Consider the following 15024-nt stretch of genomic DNA (forward strand, 5'->3'; position numbering starts at 1 on the left):
GGAGTTGGTCATGCGTCCAGCGTCGCCGCCTGCCGCTCCTCGACGCCATGGCATGAATTCCAACTTTCGACGGGATCGCGCCATGGAGCCCATTCACCGAGTCGTCGTCCTGGCCATCGACGGGGTGTACCCCTTCGAACTGGGCATTCCCAGCCGGGTCTTCGGAGCGGCGGACGGCCGCTACGAGGTCCTGACCTGCAGCGTCGACGGCCGCCCGGTACGCACCAACTCCGACTTCTCGATCACCGTCGAGCATGGCCCGGAGGCGCTGCGCACCGCCGACACCGTCATCCTCCCGCCCTTCTTCGCCACCGCCGTGACCCGGGGACTGTCGCAAACCGTGGTCCAGGCGCTCGCATCCGTGACTCCTGGCACCCGCCTCGTATCAATCTGCAACAGCGCCTTCGTCCTCGCCGAAGCCGGTCTCCTCGACGGTCGGCCGGCCACCACCCACTGGAGGCCGCGGACCTCTTCCGCGCATGGTTCCCCCAGGTCGCACTGGATCCCGACGTCCTGTTCATCGACGACGGAGATGTGCTGACCTCGGCCGGCGCCGCCTCCGGGATCGACGTCTGCCTGCACATCATCCGCAAGGACCACGGCAGTGAAGTCGCCAACCAGGTGGCCCGCATGTGCGTCGTCCCTCCGTGGCGCGACGGAGGACAGGCGCAGTACATCCAGCACCCGGTGACCACTTCCACCTGGGCAAGCTCGGTGACGCGAGCGCAAGCGCTCAGGGGTGAGGGACGGACTAGCGCTCGGTTGCCGAAGGGTCCGATGCTGCCCGGATGCCGTCAGCTGCCAAGGCGGCACTGAACTGCAAGACGTCTGAAGGACTTGCGAAAGAGAGTCCCGTCAGCTTCTCGATGCGCCGAAGCCGCTGGGAGATCGTGTTCTTGTGAACGAAGAGCTCTCGAGCGGACACATCGGCGCGGCAATCATTGGCCAAGCAGGTTCTCAGGGTGAGGATCAGGTCTGTCGAGCGCTCGAGATCGCTCTGGCGCAGCGCACCCAGCACGCGATCACTGAAGCTCGCGACGGCCCTGTGGTCCTCCAGCTGGAGCAACAAGCCCAGCACCCCCAGGTCCTCTATGGTGCGAACCAGCGGAGCCTGGGAGCCGCCGAGTTCAAGCGCGCCCCGTGCCAACCGGAACGCCCGGGTCAGGTCTTCTGAACTGCTGGCCGGGGCCACTACTGCGTGTACCTGAGAGCCGATCGTGCCGTGCGTGAGGGTGGCAGCTATGTCGCCGAGCCGACCGCGCACAAGGCGGGGCCGTCGGCTTGAAATGGATCGCAGCCGGCGCCCGAGCGGCGAGTTGTCCTTCCGCGGCACTCCCTTCGCTTCGATCCTTCATCACGACTACCTGAACCTCATCGACGAGCAGGTTTGCTCGTAGTGCACGCTGGCGGGCCGCTCAGGGTCGCAGCGGCCCGCAGCGGCCCGCCAGCGCGCCGCTCAGGGTCGCCAGAACAAAGATCCCCGATCGGATCGTCCCTGAATCGCGCTTCGGCTTCGGCCGCGGTCCGGTCGCGCAGAAGCAGGAGCGCGCAGACGGTCGCCGCGTGCTCCAGTGCGCGAGCTGCCATGTCGGGGTCGAGGGTCGCGCCAAAAGCTTCGATTCGTGCAGCTACCTCCCCGTGCAGGAGAACCGCTGCCGAGTTCGAGTCCTCCGGCGTCAGATCTTCGATCGAGTCAGAGCCCGCCTGTGCCAGCACGAAACCTGAGTCGTCGACGATCTCCAAAGAAATCAGCGCCCACCATCTGCGCGGACTCATTTGCGAGATGGGCGAGATCCGAGTTGGTGAGCGCCACGTCGGTAAGGCGACGATGCAACTCCTGAGATCGCTCGACCCGCGTCTGTCGGTCGCGTAGTTCCTTGTTGAGATCCTCGAGCTGGTGCATTCGGCCGGTCTCTGCCTGGCGGAGCCGCGTGATTTCGAGAGCCGCGCTCGCGAAATCCGCCAGGGCCTCGACCAAGTGGCGAAGCTGGGGATCCGGGTCTCTGACCTCTCTGTTGTAACAGTTGAAGGTCCCGACGATCTGGTCGCCTGCTCGCAGCGGCACAGTCAGCAGCGTCCTATAACCCTGCGCCCTTGCTGGACCGGACCACTGAGTGAAGTCAGCATGCTGGGTGATGTCAGATACCCATACGGAAACGCCGGAGGTATAGGCCCTGCTGGAGGGCGACTCACTCCCGGTGCTACCAAGCGTCAACGGGTTCCGGGAGTTGATCTGCTCGACGTAGAAAGCATCCAAACCCGCCCAAGCACGGATGAGCAGCTGAGTTCTCGACTCGTCGGTGAGAAGAACTGCGCAGAAGTCGAAGCCGGTGAGCTGGCGCCCCACCGCGACCAGTCTCTCGTGCAAGTCCTCGGACGAACTCCCTGCCCCCGCCTGACGGGCCAGCAGCCCGAGCGCTGCGATCCACACAGCGGTCGGCGTCACTGCCAGCGCAGGCGGCGGAATCGCCGCGGCCCTCGCGCTGCTCGCCCATGACCGGGCCGAGATCCGGCCGGTGTTCCAACTGCTCCTCTACCCCATGCTGGACGACCGCACGACGACGAGAACCGACCTGGACACCCTCAAGGTGCGCGTCTGGACGCCCAAGAGCAACCTCTACGGCTGGTCGTCCTACCTCGGCGACGCCGTCGCGGGCCCGGACGTCTCCCCGTACGCCGCCGCAGCCCGCCGCGAGGATCTCACCGGTCTTCCTCCGGCCTGGATCGGCGTCGGCACCCTCGACCTCTTCCACGACGAAGACGTCGAGTACGCGCGCCGGCTGAGTGACAGCGGCGTCCCCTGCGAACTCGACGTCATCCCCGGCGCTTTCCACGGCTTCGACCTGGTGTTTCCCAAGGCCGAGGTTTCGCGGGAGTTCTGGCGCCGACAGGCACGGGCGCTGAAGGGCGCACTGTGAGGCCGACCGACATACAGATCGCGTAGAAGGTTGTCGTCCTCACCGTCATCGTGTGCAGCGCATCTCCTGCGTCGCATAAAAGTATGGTCATAATGTAATGGTTGGGTGCGGCCATGAACGACGGACAGGGAGTGCGAGGCGACGTGGTGACGTCGTACAAGAAGGCGCCCACCCGCACCCTCACCACCCACCGGGGGAGTGACCTTCGCCTATCGCGACCTCGGCCCGAAGGCCGGCGTTCCGGTGGTGTTCATCACCCACCTTGCCGCGGTCCTCGACAACTGGGATCCCCGGGTCGTAGACGGCATCGCCGCCAAGCACCGGGTCATCACCTTCGACAACAGGGGCGTCGGAGCTTCCGGCGGCTCGACGCCGAAGGCCATCGAGGAGATGGCGAAGGATGCCGTCACCTTCATCCGAGGACTCGGGCTCGAGCATGTCGACATTCACGGATTCTCGATGGGCGGCATGATCGCCCAGGTGATCGCGCAGGACGAACCGCAGCTCGTCCGTAAGCCGATCCTCACGGGCACCGGCTCCGCGGGCGGCGAGGGCATCGAGAACGTGAGCCGACTGCCCCATCTCGACACCGTCCGGGCCCTGTTCGCCCTCCAAGACCCGAAGCGGTTCCTCTTCTTCACCCGCACCGCGTGTGGGCGCCGAGCCGGAAAGCAGTTCCCGGACCGTCTCAAGGAGCGCACCCACGACCGGGACAAGGCGATCTCCCTCACGTCGAACTTCGCCCAGCTCAAGGCATTCACCGCTGGGGGCTCGCGCAGTCCCAGGACCTCTCCGTCATCCATCAGCCCGTGTTCATCGCCAACGGCCAGAGCGACAGGATGGTGCCGACGAAGAACTCGTTCGAACTGGCCCGGCGACTGCCGAACGCCGACCTGGTCGTCTACCCCGACGCCGGCCACGGAGGCATCTTCCAGTTCCACGAGCAGTTCGTGGCGGAAGCCCTCGACTTCCTTGAGCGGTAGTGGGTGTCAGGGCGGGCGGCACGTGCGGTGGGGACGTGGAAGGCTTCACCGGCCCGGGTGGTCGACGCCCGTCAACGGCTGTCGCATCCGGGCTCGGCTCATGCCCCCGCGCGCCCGGCGGGGGCCGATCATCCCGCTGTTGCGGCTCGGTGGTCACTCTCAGTTCATGAACGTGTGGGCGTTCTCGATTCCCCGCTCGAGGACCTCGTCGGCGAACTTACGGTCGGCGAGGGCGCGGGACAGTTGCAGCGTCCCCACCATCATGGTGAAGAGCCCGATGGCCCTGCCGCGAGCGGACTGCGGATCCGCAGGGGCCAGACGGCCGGCAATCTCTTCCACGATGGCCGTCGCGCCTTCGGTGTACGCCTGCTTGGTGACGTCCGCGCATCGGCCGATCTCGTCGAGCAGTGCGGCGGAGGGGCATCCGGTGCCGGGCTGGTCACGGTGCTCGGGCGACAGATAGCCGCGAACGAAGTCCTCAAGTCCCTGTCGGCCGGGCCGCAGCGTGTCGTACCCCTCCGCCTGCGAGCGCAGTTCCTCGGCGACGACGTTGGCGACGAGGTCGTCCTTGGAGGCGAAGTGGGCGTAGAACGCCCCGTTGGTGAGCCCGGCGTCCGCCATCAGCGTCGTGATGCCCGAGCCGTCTATCCCGTCCTGCTTGAATCGGCGACCGGCCTTCTCGATGATCCGTTGCCGCGTCACCTGCTTGTGCTCCTTGGCGTAGCGCGCCACAGGCTTCCTCCCGTCGCAATGTAAGGCCGTTGCCTTGCAGCCCGAGCTTGGTTCATGGTCTGACGTATATAATATTATGCCGGACCGCGGCGCTGCGGCCGGCGTGGTGGGCTCTCGTGTCCGGCCGGGTCGAGTGGCCGATTGCGGCGTCGACGGCTGAGTATCTAGAAGTAAACTCAAACTCGGTTAGAATCGCTCCCATGGATGCGTGGACCGAAGTTCTTCAGGACGCCGGCATGGACCACCGACTCGACCGGGACACGTCCAACTGCTCGATCGCGCGGACTCTTGAGATCGTGGGCGAGAAGTGGACGATCCTGATCCTGCGCGAGGTCTGGTACGGCTCGTCCCGCTTCAGCGACTTCGAGCGCGTCCTCGGCTGCCCTCGCAACCTTCTGGCGGCGCGGCTTCGGATGCTGGTGGAGGAAGGGATCCTGGCCACCGAGACGTACAAGGAGCCCGGTTCACGGAGTAGGCCGAAGTATGTGATCACCTCTAAGGGTATGGATCTGGTGCCGGCCGTGATGGGGCTGCTGCAGTGGGGTGACCGATACCGCGCAGACCCGGAGGGGCCGGCGGTACTGGCGCGACACCGCGAGTGCGGCGCGCACGTCGACGTCCAGATTCGCTGCGAACGAGGCCACCCGGTGCAGGCGAAGGACATCGAGAGCGTCCCCGGCCCGGCCTTTCGTATGAGGTCGCCCGAGTGAGCTGAGGACTCCTCCGTCAGCTTTCCGTAATCCGGCCGCTCTGTCGTGTACGCGCCTGATGGAGGCGGACCTTGGTGCGGTTTCCGCAGCGGGACATCGAGCACCAGCGGCGGTTGCGGGCGGGGGAGCGGTCCAGGAAGCGCAGCGCGCAACGGTCCACTCCGCAGACGCGTACGCGCCGGATCTCGGCGGACAGAAGCAAGTCGACGGCGTCCTGGGCGATGAGCGCCAGCGCGAGTGTGGGGTCGGCGGCGAGGGTCGTGGCGCCGGCGGGCTCCAGGTGGTCGTGGGTGATGACGAGTTGCAGGGCGGGTCTGGGGGCCGTCGCTGCCGATCGGTTGAGCAGCGTCACGTCGCCGGATGTGGGCAGTCGGCCGTCGGCGACCGCCAGTGCGGCCCGGTCGACGCTCTCGCGCAGCCGTCGGGCGGACATGAGAACGGCTGCCGTGCCGGGATCGGTGGTCCCTGGCGCGAGCAGACGCGCCTCCCGGAGCCAGCCCATCAGGTCGTCAGGTCCCCGGAGTGTCTCCTCCGGTGTGGTTCTCCACCGGCTTCGGAGGGTGTTGGCGAAGTCCAGGCAGACCCGTCCGCCATCCCAGATCCACTTGTCGTCCGTTGCCACGTCTCCATTCTGCATGCTGGCTCAACCGTCTAAGACGGTTAGCTCGTGTCAGGAAAGCGCAACCGGCACCGCCGACTGTCACAAGAAGCGTCGGGACGGCGTCGACGACGTACTTCCCGCAGGCCTGCTCGGCCTGGTCGTAGTCGATCTTCAGTACGCAACCTGTGGGCTGCCTGCTGTCCGCACGTCAAGGCGGTGCCCACGGGGCAGCAGGGCTGCGAGAGGCAGCGGCGGCGGATCGACAGCCTCGGCACCGCGTCGAGGCTGTCGTACCTCGCCTTCCGTGTTCCCGGTCTCCGCTCGTCAGGCTGTGAGTCCCGCGTCGCGGGCCAGCAGGGCGGCCTGGACGCGGTTGGTGACTTCCAGCGCGGTCAGGACACGGCTGACGTGGGCCTTGACGGTGCTCTCGCGCATGGCGAGGCGGGTGGCGATGCCGGCGTTGGTCTCGCCGTGGGCGAGCAGGGCGAGCACGTCGCGTTCGCGGGGGGTGAGCCGGTCCAGCCGGGCCTTGGCAGCGGTCGCCTCGGGCTGGTTGGCCGCGTGGTAGCGGTCGATGAGACGGCGGGCCGCGGTGGGGTGGAGCATGGCCGAGCCGGCGGCCACCAGGTGGACGGCGCGCAGTATCTCGGCGGGGTCGGTGTCCTTGAGCAGGAAGCCGTCGGCTCCGGCGGCGAGGGCGTTGTAGACGTACTCGTCGAGGTCGAAGGTGGTCAGGGTGATCACCTTCGGCGGGTGGGGGAGGGCTCGCAGGCGGGCGGTGGCGGTGATGCCGTCCATGCGGGGCATGCGTACGTCGACCAGGGCGACGTCGACGCGATGGGCGGTGGCCTGTTCGATGGCCTTCAGGCCGTCGGGGGCCTGGGCGACGACCTCGATGCCGGGGTCGCCGTCCAGGAGGTCGGCCAGGCCGAGGCGGACCAGGGCGTCATCGTCGACGATCATGGTGCGGATCATGTGCGGGTGCCGTTCTGTTCGATGCCGGCGGGGTGGGGGATGCGTGCGGCCAGCCGCCAGGCGCCCGCGCCGGCCGGTCCGGAGTTCAGGTGCCCGCCGAGGGCGGTGACGCGTTCGCGCAGGCCGACGAGTCCGTACCCGCTGCCGACGGTGTCCGTGCGGGGAGTGCCAGGAGGGTTGGTGACCTCGACGAGTGTGGCGGGCGGCCCGTAGTCGATGCGTACGGTCACCGGAGCGCCCTCGGCGTGCTTGCGGGCATTGGTCAGTGCCTCCTGGACGATGCGGTACACGGCCAGACGGTGGGTGGTCGGAGCCTGCTCGGGAAGGCCGTCGGTGGTCAGCTCGACGTGCTGGCCGGCGGCGCGGGCCTCGTCGGCCAGTTCCCCTGCTTCCCTCATCATCGGCGTGAGGGCGGCGCCGGTCGGCGTGGCGTCGGGGTCGCGCAGCACACCGAGAACGTCGCGCAGATCGGTGAGGGCCTCGACGGACGTCGTGCGCAGCAGTCCGAGGCGTTCGGCGACCGGCGCGGGCAGTGTGTCGCTCTTGGTGGCCAGGACACCGGTGTGCAGGGCGATCAGGCTCAGGCGGTGGGCCAGGACGTCGTGCATCTCGGCGGCGATACGGGACCGTTCCGCGATGCGGGCCGCCTCCTCGCGCAGCCGCGCCTCGACGCTCAGGTGCTCGACGTCGGCTGCCAGCGCCAGGAGCAGGCGGCGCCGACTGCCCAGCCACAGCCCGACGAGCACGGCCAGCACCGGCAGGAGCAACGTGGACGCGTAGGACTGGCCCGTCCACAGGGAGGTGGCCCGGTAGCTGAACAGGTTGGCGCCCAGCGCGGCGACAGCACAGGCCACCGCGATGCGCGCCCGGCGGTCCACGGCCAGGTCGTACAGGAGGACTGCCAGCATGGGCAACAGCAACGATCCCCACCATGCCGTGGCCACGGTGACCAACAACGGCGCGGCGGGCCATCGGAGCCGGGGCACGAGCAGAGCCGCTGCGCACACCAGCGCTGTGGCCATGACGGGGGCCAGGTAGCGCCCCTGGATCGCCACGTCGTTGAGCACGGCAGCCAGTACGCACAGGGCCACCAGAGCCCCACGCCCGTAGGCCGCCCATCTGCGGCTTTCTCTGCTGCTCACCTGCGCCATCCTAGGCAGACCGCTGCGCTGCTCCCTCTGACGATCGACGATGTCCACCCCCTACTTTCGTAGGGGGACGCCGTCGCAGGACGGCGGATCCCATGCCGGGCGTGGCTTTCTAGCGTCGATTCCATGAACGACCGGACCACCTCCCACGACCGTGTCCTTGCGCAGCGCAACGCCGAAGGCTGGATGTTCCTGATCGAAGCGGCCCGTGATCTGCGCACCACGGGTGCCATAGCCCCCAGCGGCAAGGCCCTGGCCCGCGCACTCACCGACCCTGTACGGGCTCAGGCGCCCCACCCGCTGGCAGTCCTGGAAGTCGGCGCCGGCACCGGCCCGGTCACCCGGGCCCTGATACCGCAGCTGTCCCGGGGCAGCCGCCTGGACATCGTCGAGGCCAACCCGCGGTTCGCCGAGCGACTGCGCACTCTCGTCACCGCGCACCCGCATCTGACAGACACGTCCGCGCAGGTGAACGTGCATCAGACCTACGTCGAGCAGCTCGAAACCGACCAGCGCTACGACGTCATCGTCTCCGGGCTGCCCCTGACCAACTTCACGCCCGTGCAGGTCGAGCGCATCATGGCCCGTTACCTGGAACTCCTGCACCCCGGCGGCACGCTGACCTACTTCGCCTACCTCGGCACCCGCAAGGCCCGCGCCCTGACGGCATCGCGAGCCGAAGCCCGCCGCCACGCCGCCGTGGACGAGATCATGGCCGCCTACCAGCGCACCTACGCCACGGGCCGCTGGACGGTGTGGGCCAACCTTCCCCCCGCCTACGTCTGGCATCTGCGACGCCCCCTCGTCTGCGCGGACCTGCTCGAGCCGCGGTCGGACGGGGCGAGTCGGTGAACGCGCTCTCCGCCATCCTCGGCCACCTCTCGCCGGCCGCGGCGTACGCGGTGGTGGCCGCTGCGGTCCTGGCCGAGTCGGTCCTGCTCGTCGGCGCCTTCGTCCCGACGCTGACCCTGCTCCTGACCGCCGGCGCGCTGGCCCGCACCGGCCAGGTCAACCTTCTTCTCGTCATCGCCGCCGCAGCCGGCGCCGTGGTGGCGGGTGACTTCCTCGCCCATCGCACCGGCAGGTACCTCGGTGACCGGCTGCGCGGCGGCCCCATGGGCCGTCGCGTTCCGGATGCCGCGTGGGGCCGGGCCGAGACGCTGATGACGCGCCACGGCGGCCGGGCGGTCTTCGCGGCCCGCTTCCTGCCGGTGGTGCGCACCCTCGCCCCGCACTCCGCGGGCGCCACCCGCCTGCCCTACCGGCGCATCGCTCCGTACAGCGTCGTCGCCGCTTGTGTGTGGGCCACAGCGGAAGCGGGTGTCGGATACGCCGCCGCGACCTCTCTCCAGCGCGTCCTCACGCTGGGCGGCCCCGCCCTCGCCCTGGTCGCTCTGACGGCGATCGGGGGCTCGCTGCTGTGGCGAAGAAGGCGCCGCCCGTCTCCTCCGACCCGGGGACCGGCGTCCGAGCCCGCCACGAAGTCCTCCGGCCATGCTCAGGCAGGTCTGACGAGGCCGGCGTCGTAGGCGAAGATCACGGCCTGGACCCGGTCCCGGACCCCGATCTTGGCGAGGATGCTGCTCACGTGTGACTTGACGGTGGACTCGGCGAGGGAGAGGCGTGCGGCGATCTCGGTGTTGCTCCAGCCGGTCGCGACGGCGGTGAGCACCTCGCGTTCGCGGTTGGTGAGGCGGGCCAGCTGCCGTTGCTGTTCGGGCGTGTGGCCCGGCAGACGGCTGCTGAAGGCGTCGATGAGCTTGCGGGTCAGCCCCGGCGAGATGACGGCGTCTCCGGCGGCCACCGCGCGGATGCCGGAGACGAGTTCGTCGGGCAGGGCGTCTTTCAGCAGGAACCCGGACGCTCCGGCGCGCAGGGCGTCGTAGGCGTATTCGTCGAGGTCGAAGGTGGTCAGGACCAGGATGCGGGAGCGGCCGCCGGACGCGATGATGCGTCGGGTGGCCTCGATGCCGTCCATGCCGGGCATACGGACGTCCATGAGGACGACGTCGGGCTTCAGCTCGGCGGCCTTGCGGACGGCTTCGGCCCCGTGGGTGGCCTCACCGATGAGGGTGAGGTCGGCGTGCTGTTCCAGGAGCATGCTGAAGCCGAGGCGTTGCAGGGCCTGGTCGTCGACGATGAGCACGGTGGTCATGTGCGGGGGTTCTCCGTTCTGGTCGTGGATGGGGGTGCCTCCCTGCTCATGGGGGGAGGAGTCGAGAGCTAGGGGGAGGGCGGGGTGGTCAGGAGACGGGCGTGGACGCTCCAGCCGCCTTCACGGTTGGGTCCGGCGGTGACCTGGCCCTGGTAGATGGCCGCGCGTTCGCGCATGCCGATCAGGCCGCGGCCGTTTCCGGTGCTCCGCCTTCGGGAGCGGGGTGCGCGGAGGGGGCCGGTGTCCTCGACGTGGACGTGGACCGTGCCGGGTCCGACGGTCACCCGGACGCTGCTGGAGGTGTCGGCGGCCGCGTACTTGAGGGTGTTGGTGAGAGCTTCCTGGACGATGCGGTAGACGGCGAGCTGGAGGCCGGGGGCCAGCGCGGTGAGGTCGCCGTCGGTGCCGAGGGTGACGGTGGGGCCGGCGGCGCGGACGCGTTCGACCAGCGGGTCGAGGTCGGCGAGGCCGGGTTGCGGGGCGAGCGGGGCCTCGTGCGGCCGGTCGTCGTCGCCGATGACGGCGAGGAGACGGCGCAGTTCGGCGAGGGCGCCGCGGCCGCTGTCAGCGATGATCCGCAGGGTCTCGGCACCACGCTGGGGCTTTGTCTCGGTCAGACCGGCGGCGCCGTCGGCGAGGCCGACGATGACGGCGAGGGTGTGGCCGAGGATGTCGTGCATCTCCTTCGAGACGCGGGCGCGTTCCTGGGCGACGGCGAGGCGGGCCTGCTGGTCCTTCTCCTTCTGCAGGGCGGCGATGACGACGTTCACCAGGCGGGTGGCGAGGCCGAGGCCGGCGATGGCCGTCACCGTCACCATCCCCAGCAGTACGAGGGGTTCCGGGCGTGCGGCGTACTCCGCCTGACCGTCGCCCCACAGCCCGGCGGCCCAGGCGACCAGCTGCGTCAGGGAGATGGCCAGGGCGATGAGCAGCTGGGCGGGGGTGCCGAAGCGGCCCACGTTGAACAGGGCTACGAGGCGTGCGACGTCGGCGCCGGCGTCGGCGCCGTGGAGGGACCCTGTGTAGTTCGTCAGCACAGCGGTGGCAGTGGTGAGCGCGAAGACCAGCATGGGCCTGCGCTCCCGCCACAGCAGCGGAACGGCCACGGCGACGCTGAGGGCCAGCTCTTCGGCGACCCCGGATTCGTCGGCGGAGGTGAGTACGGACGGCAGGCCCAGGGCGGCGCAGAACAGTGGTACGCCCCATCGCCGGACCCAGGGGTGGGTCCGGTCCGCCCACCGCCAGGAAGACAGCCGGGCGATGATGGACACGATCACACGCTGCTCGTCATCGGTCGTCAGTGCCTCGGGCAGCTCGGGCCGACCGGGGAGGTGTCGACCGGGCCGGGAATCCTGTGGGGTCGTGGGGGTCAAGGTCTGGGCCCTTCGCGGTGCAGGCGAGCCGCTCGCCGGTCCCGGGGGAATGGACGGACGGGCGGCGACTGGGGGAGAACGCCGACCGGGGCCGACCGCTCTTTCGCGATCGTACGGCTGACAACGGTTCGGGGTCGGCGGTCGTCCTGACCTGGTCACCGCCCCTGCCCCGGCCCCTGTCCGCGCCGCCGGAGCCGGGGGCCGAACCTCGGGCGAGGGCGGCCGTGGGGCGGGCGGCCTGCCGGGCTTCGAGCGCGTGGCGCGGTTTCCGGCCTCGAGCCGGTCGGCGTTTCACCCACCACCACTGGTGCAGAACGATGGCCACGAAGTTGCTCCCGCAGGGAAGAGACGTCATTGCCTGGACGGGCCTGACCAGTACCGGGCTTCAACCTAGAAGCGGAATAGACCGATGCCACGGCACCGCGGGAGGGAATGCCGCGGCGCCGACTAGTACCGGGGTACCGGAGTTCGTCCTCCTCACGGCCGCGACGGCGGTCCACGGTCTGTGTTGCGGGGCCGGTGCGAGCGCGGCCGGGCGGGGGGAGCGCCGAGCGAATGGTGTGCGGCGCGGTCAGACCCGACTCGTAGGCGTAGGCGTAGGCGTAGGCGACGGCCTGGACGCGACTGCGGGCTCCGATCCGGGCTCAGGTCCGGCCTGGAATCCAGCAGGAGGCGGTAGCCGAGGCGTTGCAGCTTCTACGGGCGTTCAGGCTCCGATCGCACGGAGCACGGCGTCGGCCATGCCTTTCTCGCCGTGCGCGTTTGGATGGACGGCGGCGGCCGGGCTGCTGGGCTGGAGGGGCTCTATCCAGCGGGTCTTCTCCGCGGAGCAGGCGTCGTGACCGACGGACGGGGAGTAGGTGTCGACGTACGTCGCTCCGGCGGCCTCGCTCTGCTCGCGCAGCATGCTGTTGAGCTGCTTGCCCTTGTCGTGCAGGTAGGTCGCGTCACCGGGCGCGAGGGGCAGCTCCCTGCCGCAGCCTTTGCCTTCGGCGGGCAGGATCGCCGGATACCCGACGACGTAGACCCGGGCCTTCGGCGCACGCCGTTCGATCTCGGCCAGCGCCGCGGAAAGCTGTCGGCCGGTTGCCTGGATCTTCTGTGCCACTTCGTCGGTGCCGTCGTCGGCGTACTGCTTCTTGCAGGGCGCCTTGTCGGAGAAGAGGCGGCCGCCGCCGGTCGCGCGGTACACCGCTCCCAACGTGACGCATTTCGTGACCGTCGAACCGAACCCGATGTCGTTGCCGCCGATGCCGAGGGTGACCAGCCGCGTCCGCTTCGAGAGGGCCGAAAGCTGGGCGGGGTTGGCGCCGTTGGGCGTCTTCTGCGGCGCGGTGAGGTCGGTGATCGTGGCGCCGCTGCAGCTGACGTCACGGAAGTCAGCGGCCGTGACGCCGAGTTGGCGTGCCACCACCGCGGGATAGTTGTGGTCGGAGCGGTCGCATCCGGCCGGGGTTCCGGACTGTCGGGGGATCTTCGGACCGGAGGTGTAGGAGTCGCCGAGAGCGACGTAGGGCCCCGGCTGCGGTCCCGCGTCCCCGGAGCTCCCGTGGTCGCCGTCCGGCCGTCCGATGAGGACGGCGGTGAGCAGAACACCGCAGCTCACGATCCCGGCCAGACCTGTGCGTGCATACGGTCCCACGGGTTTCTCCTGTCGTCGTCACAGATGACCAACTGCTGGGCGGGCACCGCAGCGCAGGGGACTGCGGGCGATGGGCGGCGTCGCCCGGAGCGGGACCGCAGGGCCGGCCGGGGAGGCGGAAGGCTTGCCCGGATCACGGCGGGGACGAGGTCGTATGCGAACCTGCCGTCAAAGTAGGCGGCAAAACGCGTTTGTCGTCGGTACCGCGGGACCGATTGCGGCAGTGTCGAGTAGTACCGCGGTAGGAAGGCGCGTCGACTCGCGGCGGAGGTGCGGCCAAGGCCGGCCGGGCGAGTCCCGTGTCGTGGGGCGCGCGCCGATCCCGGCCAGGCGGCGGTATCGGCCAGGACATCGCGCTCGCGCCGGCAGGCCGGTCAGACGTGGGTCGGGGTCGACCTCGCGCGAGGCGATCCGCGCGGTGCGGGTTTCCATCAGGCGGCGCGGCACGGCGGAATCGAGACCACCCGGCACGTCGCCGAGTCAAACGGGCCGCTTCTCCAGGGAGTCGGCAGGCGCGTTGGGGATGAGGAGGGCGTGGACGGTCCAGCCGCCCTCACGGTTGGGTCCGGCGGTGACCTCACCCCGGTACAGGGTGGCGCGCTCGCGCATACCGACCAGGCCCCGACCGCCGCCCGTCCCGTCACGGCGTGCGTGGGTGCGGGGCGGGCCGGTGTCCTCCACGGTGAGGCGAACGATGCCGGGGTCGGCGGCGATGGAGACGTGGACCGAGGTGGCGGAGGCGGCGTACTTGACGGTGTTGGTCAGGGCCTCCTGGATGATGCGGTAGGCGGACAGCTGGAGTCCGGGGGCCAGGCTGGTGAGGTCGCCGTGCGCGTACAGGGCGACGGTGGGGCCGGCGGCGCGGACCCGGTCGAGCAGGGCGTCGAGGTCGGCGAGGCCGGGCTGCGGGGCGAGCGGGGCATCGTGCGGCCGGTCGTTGTCGTCGCCGATGACGGCGAGCAGGCGGCGCAGTTCGGCCAGGGCGTCGCGGCCGCTGGCGCCGATGATGCGGAGGGTCTGGGGTCCGCGTTCGGGCTTGGTCTCGGTGAGGGCTGCGGCGCCGTCGGCGAGGCCGACGATGACGGCGAGGGTGTGGCCGAGGATGTCGTGCATCTCGCGGGAGACGCGGGCGCGTTCCTGCGCGGTGGCGAGACGGGCCTGCTGGCCGTGTTGCCTCTTCAGGGCGTCGATGTAGGCGTAGGCCAGGAGTGCCGCGCACGCCGCCACGGCGACCATCGCCATCAACGTCACGGGCTCCGGACGCGTGACGTACTCCAGTTGCCGGCCGCGCCAGAAGAAGTAGGCCCATGCGACGAGTTGCACGAGGGTGACGCCGGTGGCGGCGGCCAGTCGGCGTGGGGTGCAGTGCCGGCCGACATTGAAGAGGGCGACCACCCGGGCGAACTCGGCGCCCGTCAGCACACCGAGAGGAAGAGACACGATCGAGACGGCTGTGGTGAGGGCGAAGACCAGCATGGGGCGTCGTTCCCGCCACAGCAGCGGGATACAGAAGGCGAGGATGATCGGCAGCTGGGGGTCGCTGACGTTGTGAGGATTGGCGTAGGCGTCGCTGCCGACCGCGAAGCAGAAGGCAGGGACCCCCCACCGCCGGGCCCGGGGACGGGCCCGGTCGGCCCGCCGCCATGAGGCGAGCCGGGAGATGACCGACGCGATCACCCGCTGCTCGGGATCGCTCGTCAGGGCCTGAAGGAACTGGCGCTCGTCGGGGCGTGGTCCGGGAGCGGGGGCGCTCGGTGCGGTCACGGGGGAGGCCCTTCGCGATGTCG

Annotated in this window: 14 protein-coding genes and 2 pseudogenes; 6 read left to right on the top strand and 10 right to left on the bottom strand. The window is 69.7% G+C overall.

Going from position 1 to position 15024, the window contains the following annotated elements; genetic code table 11:
* Positions 1–82 precede the first annotated feature (82 nt).
* A pseudogene (locus OG562_RS41940) lies at positions 83–690 on the top strand (GlxA family transcriptional regulator); the annotation flags it as partial.
* A 61-nt stretch (positions 691–751) separates the two neighbouring features.
* Here OG562_RS41940 and OG562_RS41945 read toward each other — a convergent pair.
* Together OG562_RS41945 and OG562_RS41950 are read right to left on the bottom strand one after the other, a co-directional pair.
* Positions 752–1192, bottom strand: coding sequence for a CdaR family transcriptional regulator (locus OG562_RS41945; protein WP_266407451.1), 441 nt, complete (start codon positions 1190–1192; stop codon positions 752–754).
* A gap of 501 nt (positions 1193–1693) precedes the next feature.
* Positions 1694–2446, bottom strand: coding sequence for a GAF domain-containing protein (locus tag OG562_RS41950; protein ID WP_266407454.1), 753 nt, complete (start codon positions 2444–2446; stop codon positions 1694–1696).
* Here OG562_RS41950 and OG562_RS41955 point away from each other — a divergent pair.
* Positions 2424–2918 (top strand): alpha/beta hydrolase fold domain-containing protein, encoded by a 495-nt coding sequence (locus OG562_RS41955; RefSeq protein ID WP_266409817.1) that lies wholly within the window; start codon positions 2424–2426, stop codon positions 2916–2918. The genes OG562_RS41950 and OG562_RS41955 overlap by 23 nt on opposite strands.
* Positions 2919–3164: 246 nt before the next feature.
* A pseudogene (locus OG562_RS46120) lies at positions 3165–3901 on the top strand (alpha/beta fold hydrolase).
* Positions 3902–4060: 159 nt separating this feature from the next.
* On the opposite strand, the gene OG562_RS41970 reads toward OG562_RS46120, so the two are convergent.
* Complete coding sequence (locus tag OG562_RS41970; RefSeq protein WP_266407459.1) at positions 4061–4633, bottom strand: TetR/AcrR family transcriptional regulator; 573 nt, start codon at positions 4631–4633, stop codon at positions 4061–4063.
* Between the two features lie 236 nt (positions 4634–4869).
* Between OG562_RS41970 and OG562_RS41975 the strand changes: the two genes are divergently transcribed.
* Positions 4870–5343, top strand: coding sequence for a helix-turn-helix domain-containing protein (locus tag OG562_RS41975; protein ID WP_323187673.1), 474 nt, complete (start codon positions 4870–4872; stop codon positions 5341–5343).
* Between the two features lie 16 nt (positions 5344–5359).
* On the opposite strand, the gene OG562_RS41980 is transcribed toward OG562_RS41975, so the two are convergent.
* From OG562_RS41980 to OG562_RS41990, 3 genes are all read right to left on the bottom strand, one after another.
* Positions 5360–5965 carry an ABATE domain-containing protein gene (locus OG562_RS41980; protein ID WP_266407463.1) on the bottom strand — a complete coding sequence of 202 codons (606 nt, stop codon included), beginning with the start codon at positions 5963–5965 and terminating at the stop codon, positions 5360–5362.
* A 303-nt stretch (positions 5966–6268) separates the two neighbouring features.
* Positions 6269–6919 carry a response regulator transcription factor gene (locus tag OG562_RS41985; RefSeq protein ID WP_266407465.1) on the bottom strand — a complete coding sequence of 217 codons (651 nt, stop codon included), beginning with the start codon at positions 6917–6919 and terminating at the stop codon, positions 6269–6271.
* Positions 6916–8061: a sensor histidine kinase gene (locus OG562_RS41990; RefSeq protein ID WP_266407466.1), complete on the bottom strand. Its 1146-nt coding sequence runs from the start codon at positions 8059–8061 to the stop codon at positions 6916–6918. The genes OG562_RS41985 and OG562_RS41990 overlap by 4 nt, the downstream gene beginning before the upstream one ends.
* Before the next feature lie 132 nt (positions 8062–8193).
* Here OG562_RS41990 and OG562_RS41995 point away from each other — a divergent pair, with 132 nt between their 5' ends.
* Complete coding sequence (locus OG562_RS41995) at positions 8194–8919, top strand: class I SAM-dependent methyltransferase (protein WP_266407469.1); 726 nt, start codon at positions 8194–8196, stop codon at positions 8917–8919.
* Positions 8916–9596, top strand: a complete 681-nt coding sequence (locus OG562_RS42000) for a DedA family protein (protein WP_266407472.1) — start codon at positions 8916–8918, stop codon at positions 9594–9596. Before OG562_RS41995 ends, OG562_RS42000 begins: the two co-directional genes overlap by 4 nt.
* On the opposite strand, the gene OG562_RS42005 is transcribed toward OG562_RS42000, so the two are convergent.
* The 4 genes from OG562_RS42005 to OG562_RS42020 form a co-directional block, all read right to left on the bottom strand.
* The gene (locus tag OG562_RS42005) at positions 9566–10222 is read right to left on the bottom strand and encodes a response regulator transcription factor (RefSeq protein ID WP_266407474.1); all 657 of its coding nucleotides are present in this window, start codon (positions 10220–10222) and stop codon (positions 9566–9568) included. The genes OG562_RS42000 and OG562_RS42005 overlap by 31 nt on opposite strands.
* 68 nt (positions 10223–10290) lie before the next feature.
* On the bottom strand, positions 10291–11493 hold the full coding sequence (locus OG562_RS42010) for a sensor histidine kinase (protein WP_266407476.1): 1203 nt from the start codon (positions 11491–11493) through the stop codon (positions 10291–10293).
* An 808-nt stretch (positions 11494–12301) separates the two neighbouring features.
* On the bottom strand, positions 12302–13237 hold the full coding sequence (locus OG562_RS42015) for an SGNH/GDSL hydrolase family protein (RefSeq protein WP_266407478.1): 936 nt from the start codon (positions 13235–13237) through the stop codon (positions 12302–12304).
* 480 nt (positions 13238–13717) lie between these two features.
* Positions 13718–15001 (bottom strand): sensor histidine kinase, encoded by a 1284-nt coding sequence (locus OG562_RS42020; RefSeq protein ID WP_266407481.1) that lies wholly within the window; start codon positions 14999–15001, stop codon positions 13718–13720.
* Positions 15002–15024 lie beyond the last annotated feature (23 nt).

This window comes from Streptomyces sp. NBC_01275 (assembly GCF_026340655.1).
Classification (GTDB): domain Bacteria; phylum Actinomycetota; class Actinomycetes; order Streptomycetales; family Streptomycetaceae; genus Streptomyces.

Excerpts from the sequence above, each read along its gene's own strand:
- OG562_RS41985 (WP_266407465.1), bottom strand. The coding sequence starts at position 6,919 with ATGATCCGCACCATGATCGTCGACGATGACGCCCTGGTCCGCCTCGGC.
- OG562_RS41975 (WP_323187673.1), top strand. The coding sequence starts at position 4,870 with ATGGACCACCGACTCGACCGGGACACGTCCAACTGCTCGATCGCGCGG.
- OG562_RS41995 (WP_266407469.1), top strand. The coding sequence starts at position 8,194 with ATGAACGACCGGACCACCTCCCACGACCGTGTCCTTGCGCAGCGCAAC.
- OG562_RS42005 (WP_266407474.1), bottom strand. The coding sequence starts at position 10,222 with ATGACCACCGTGCTCATCGTCGACGACCAGGCCCTGCAACGCCTCGGC.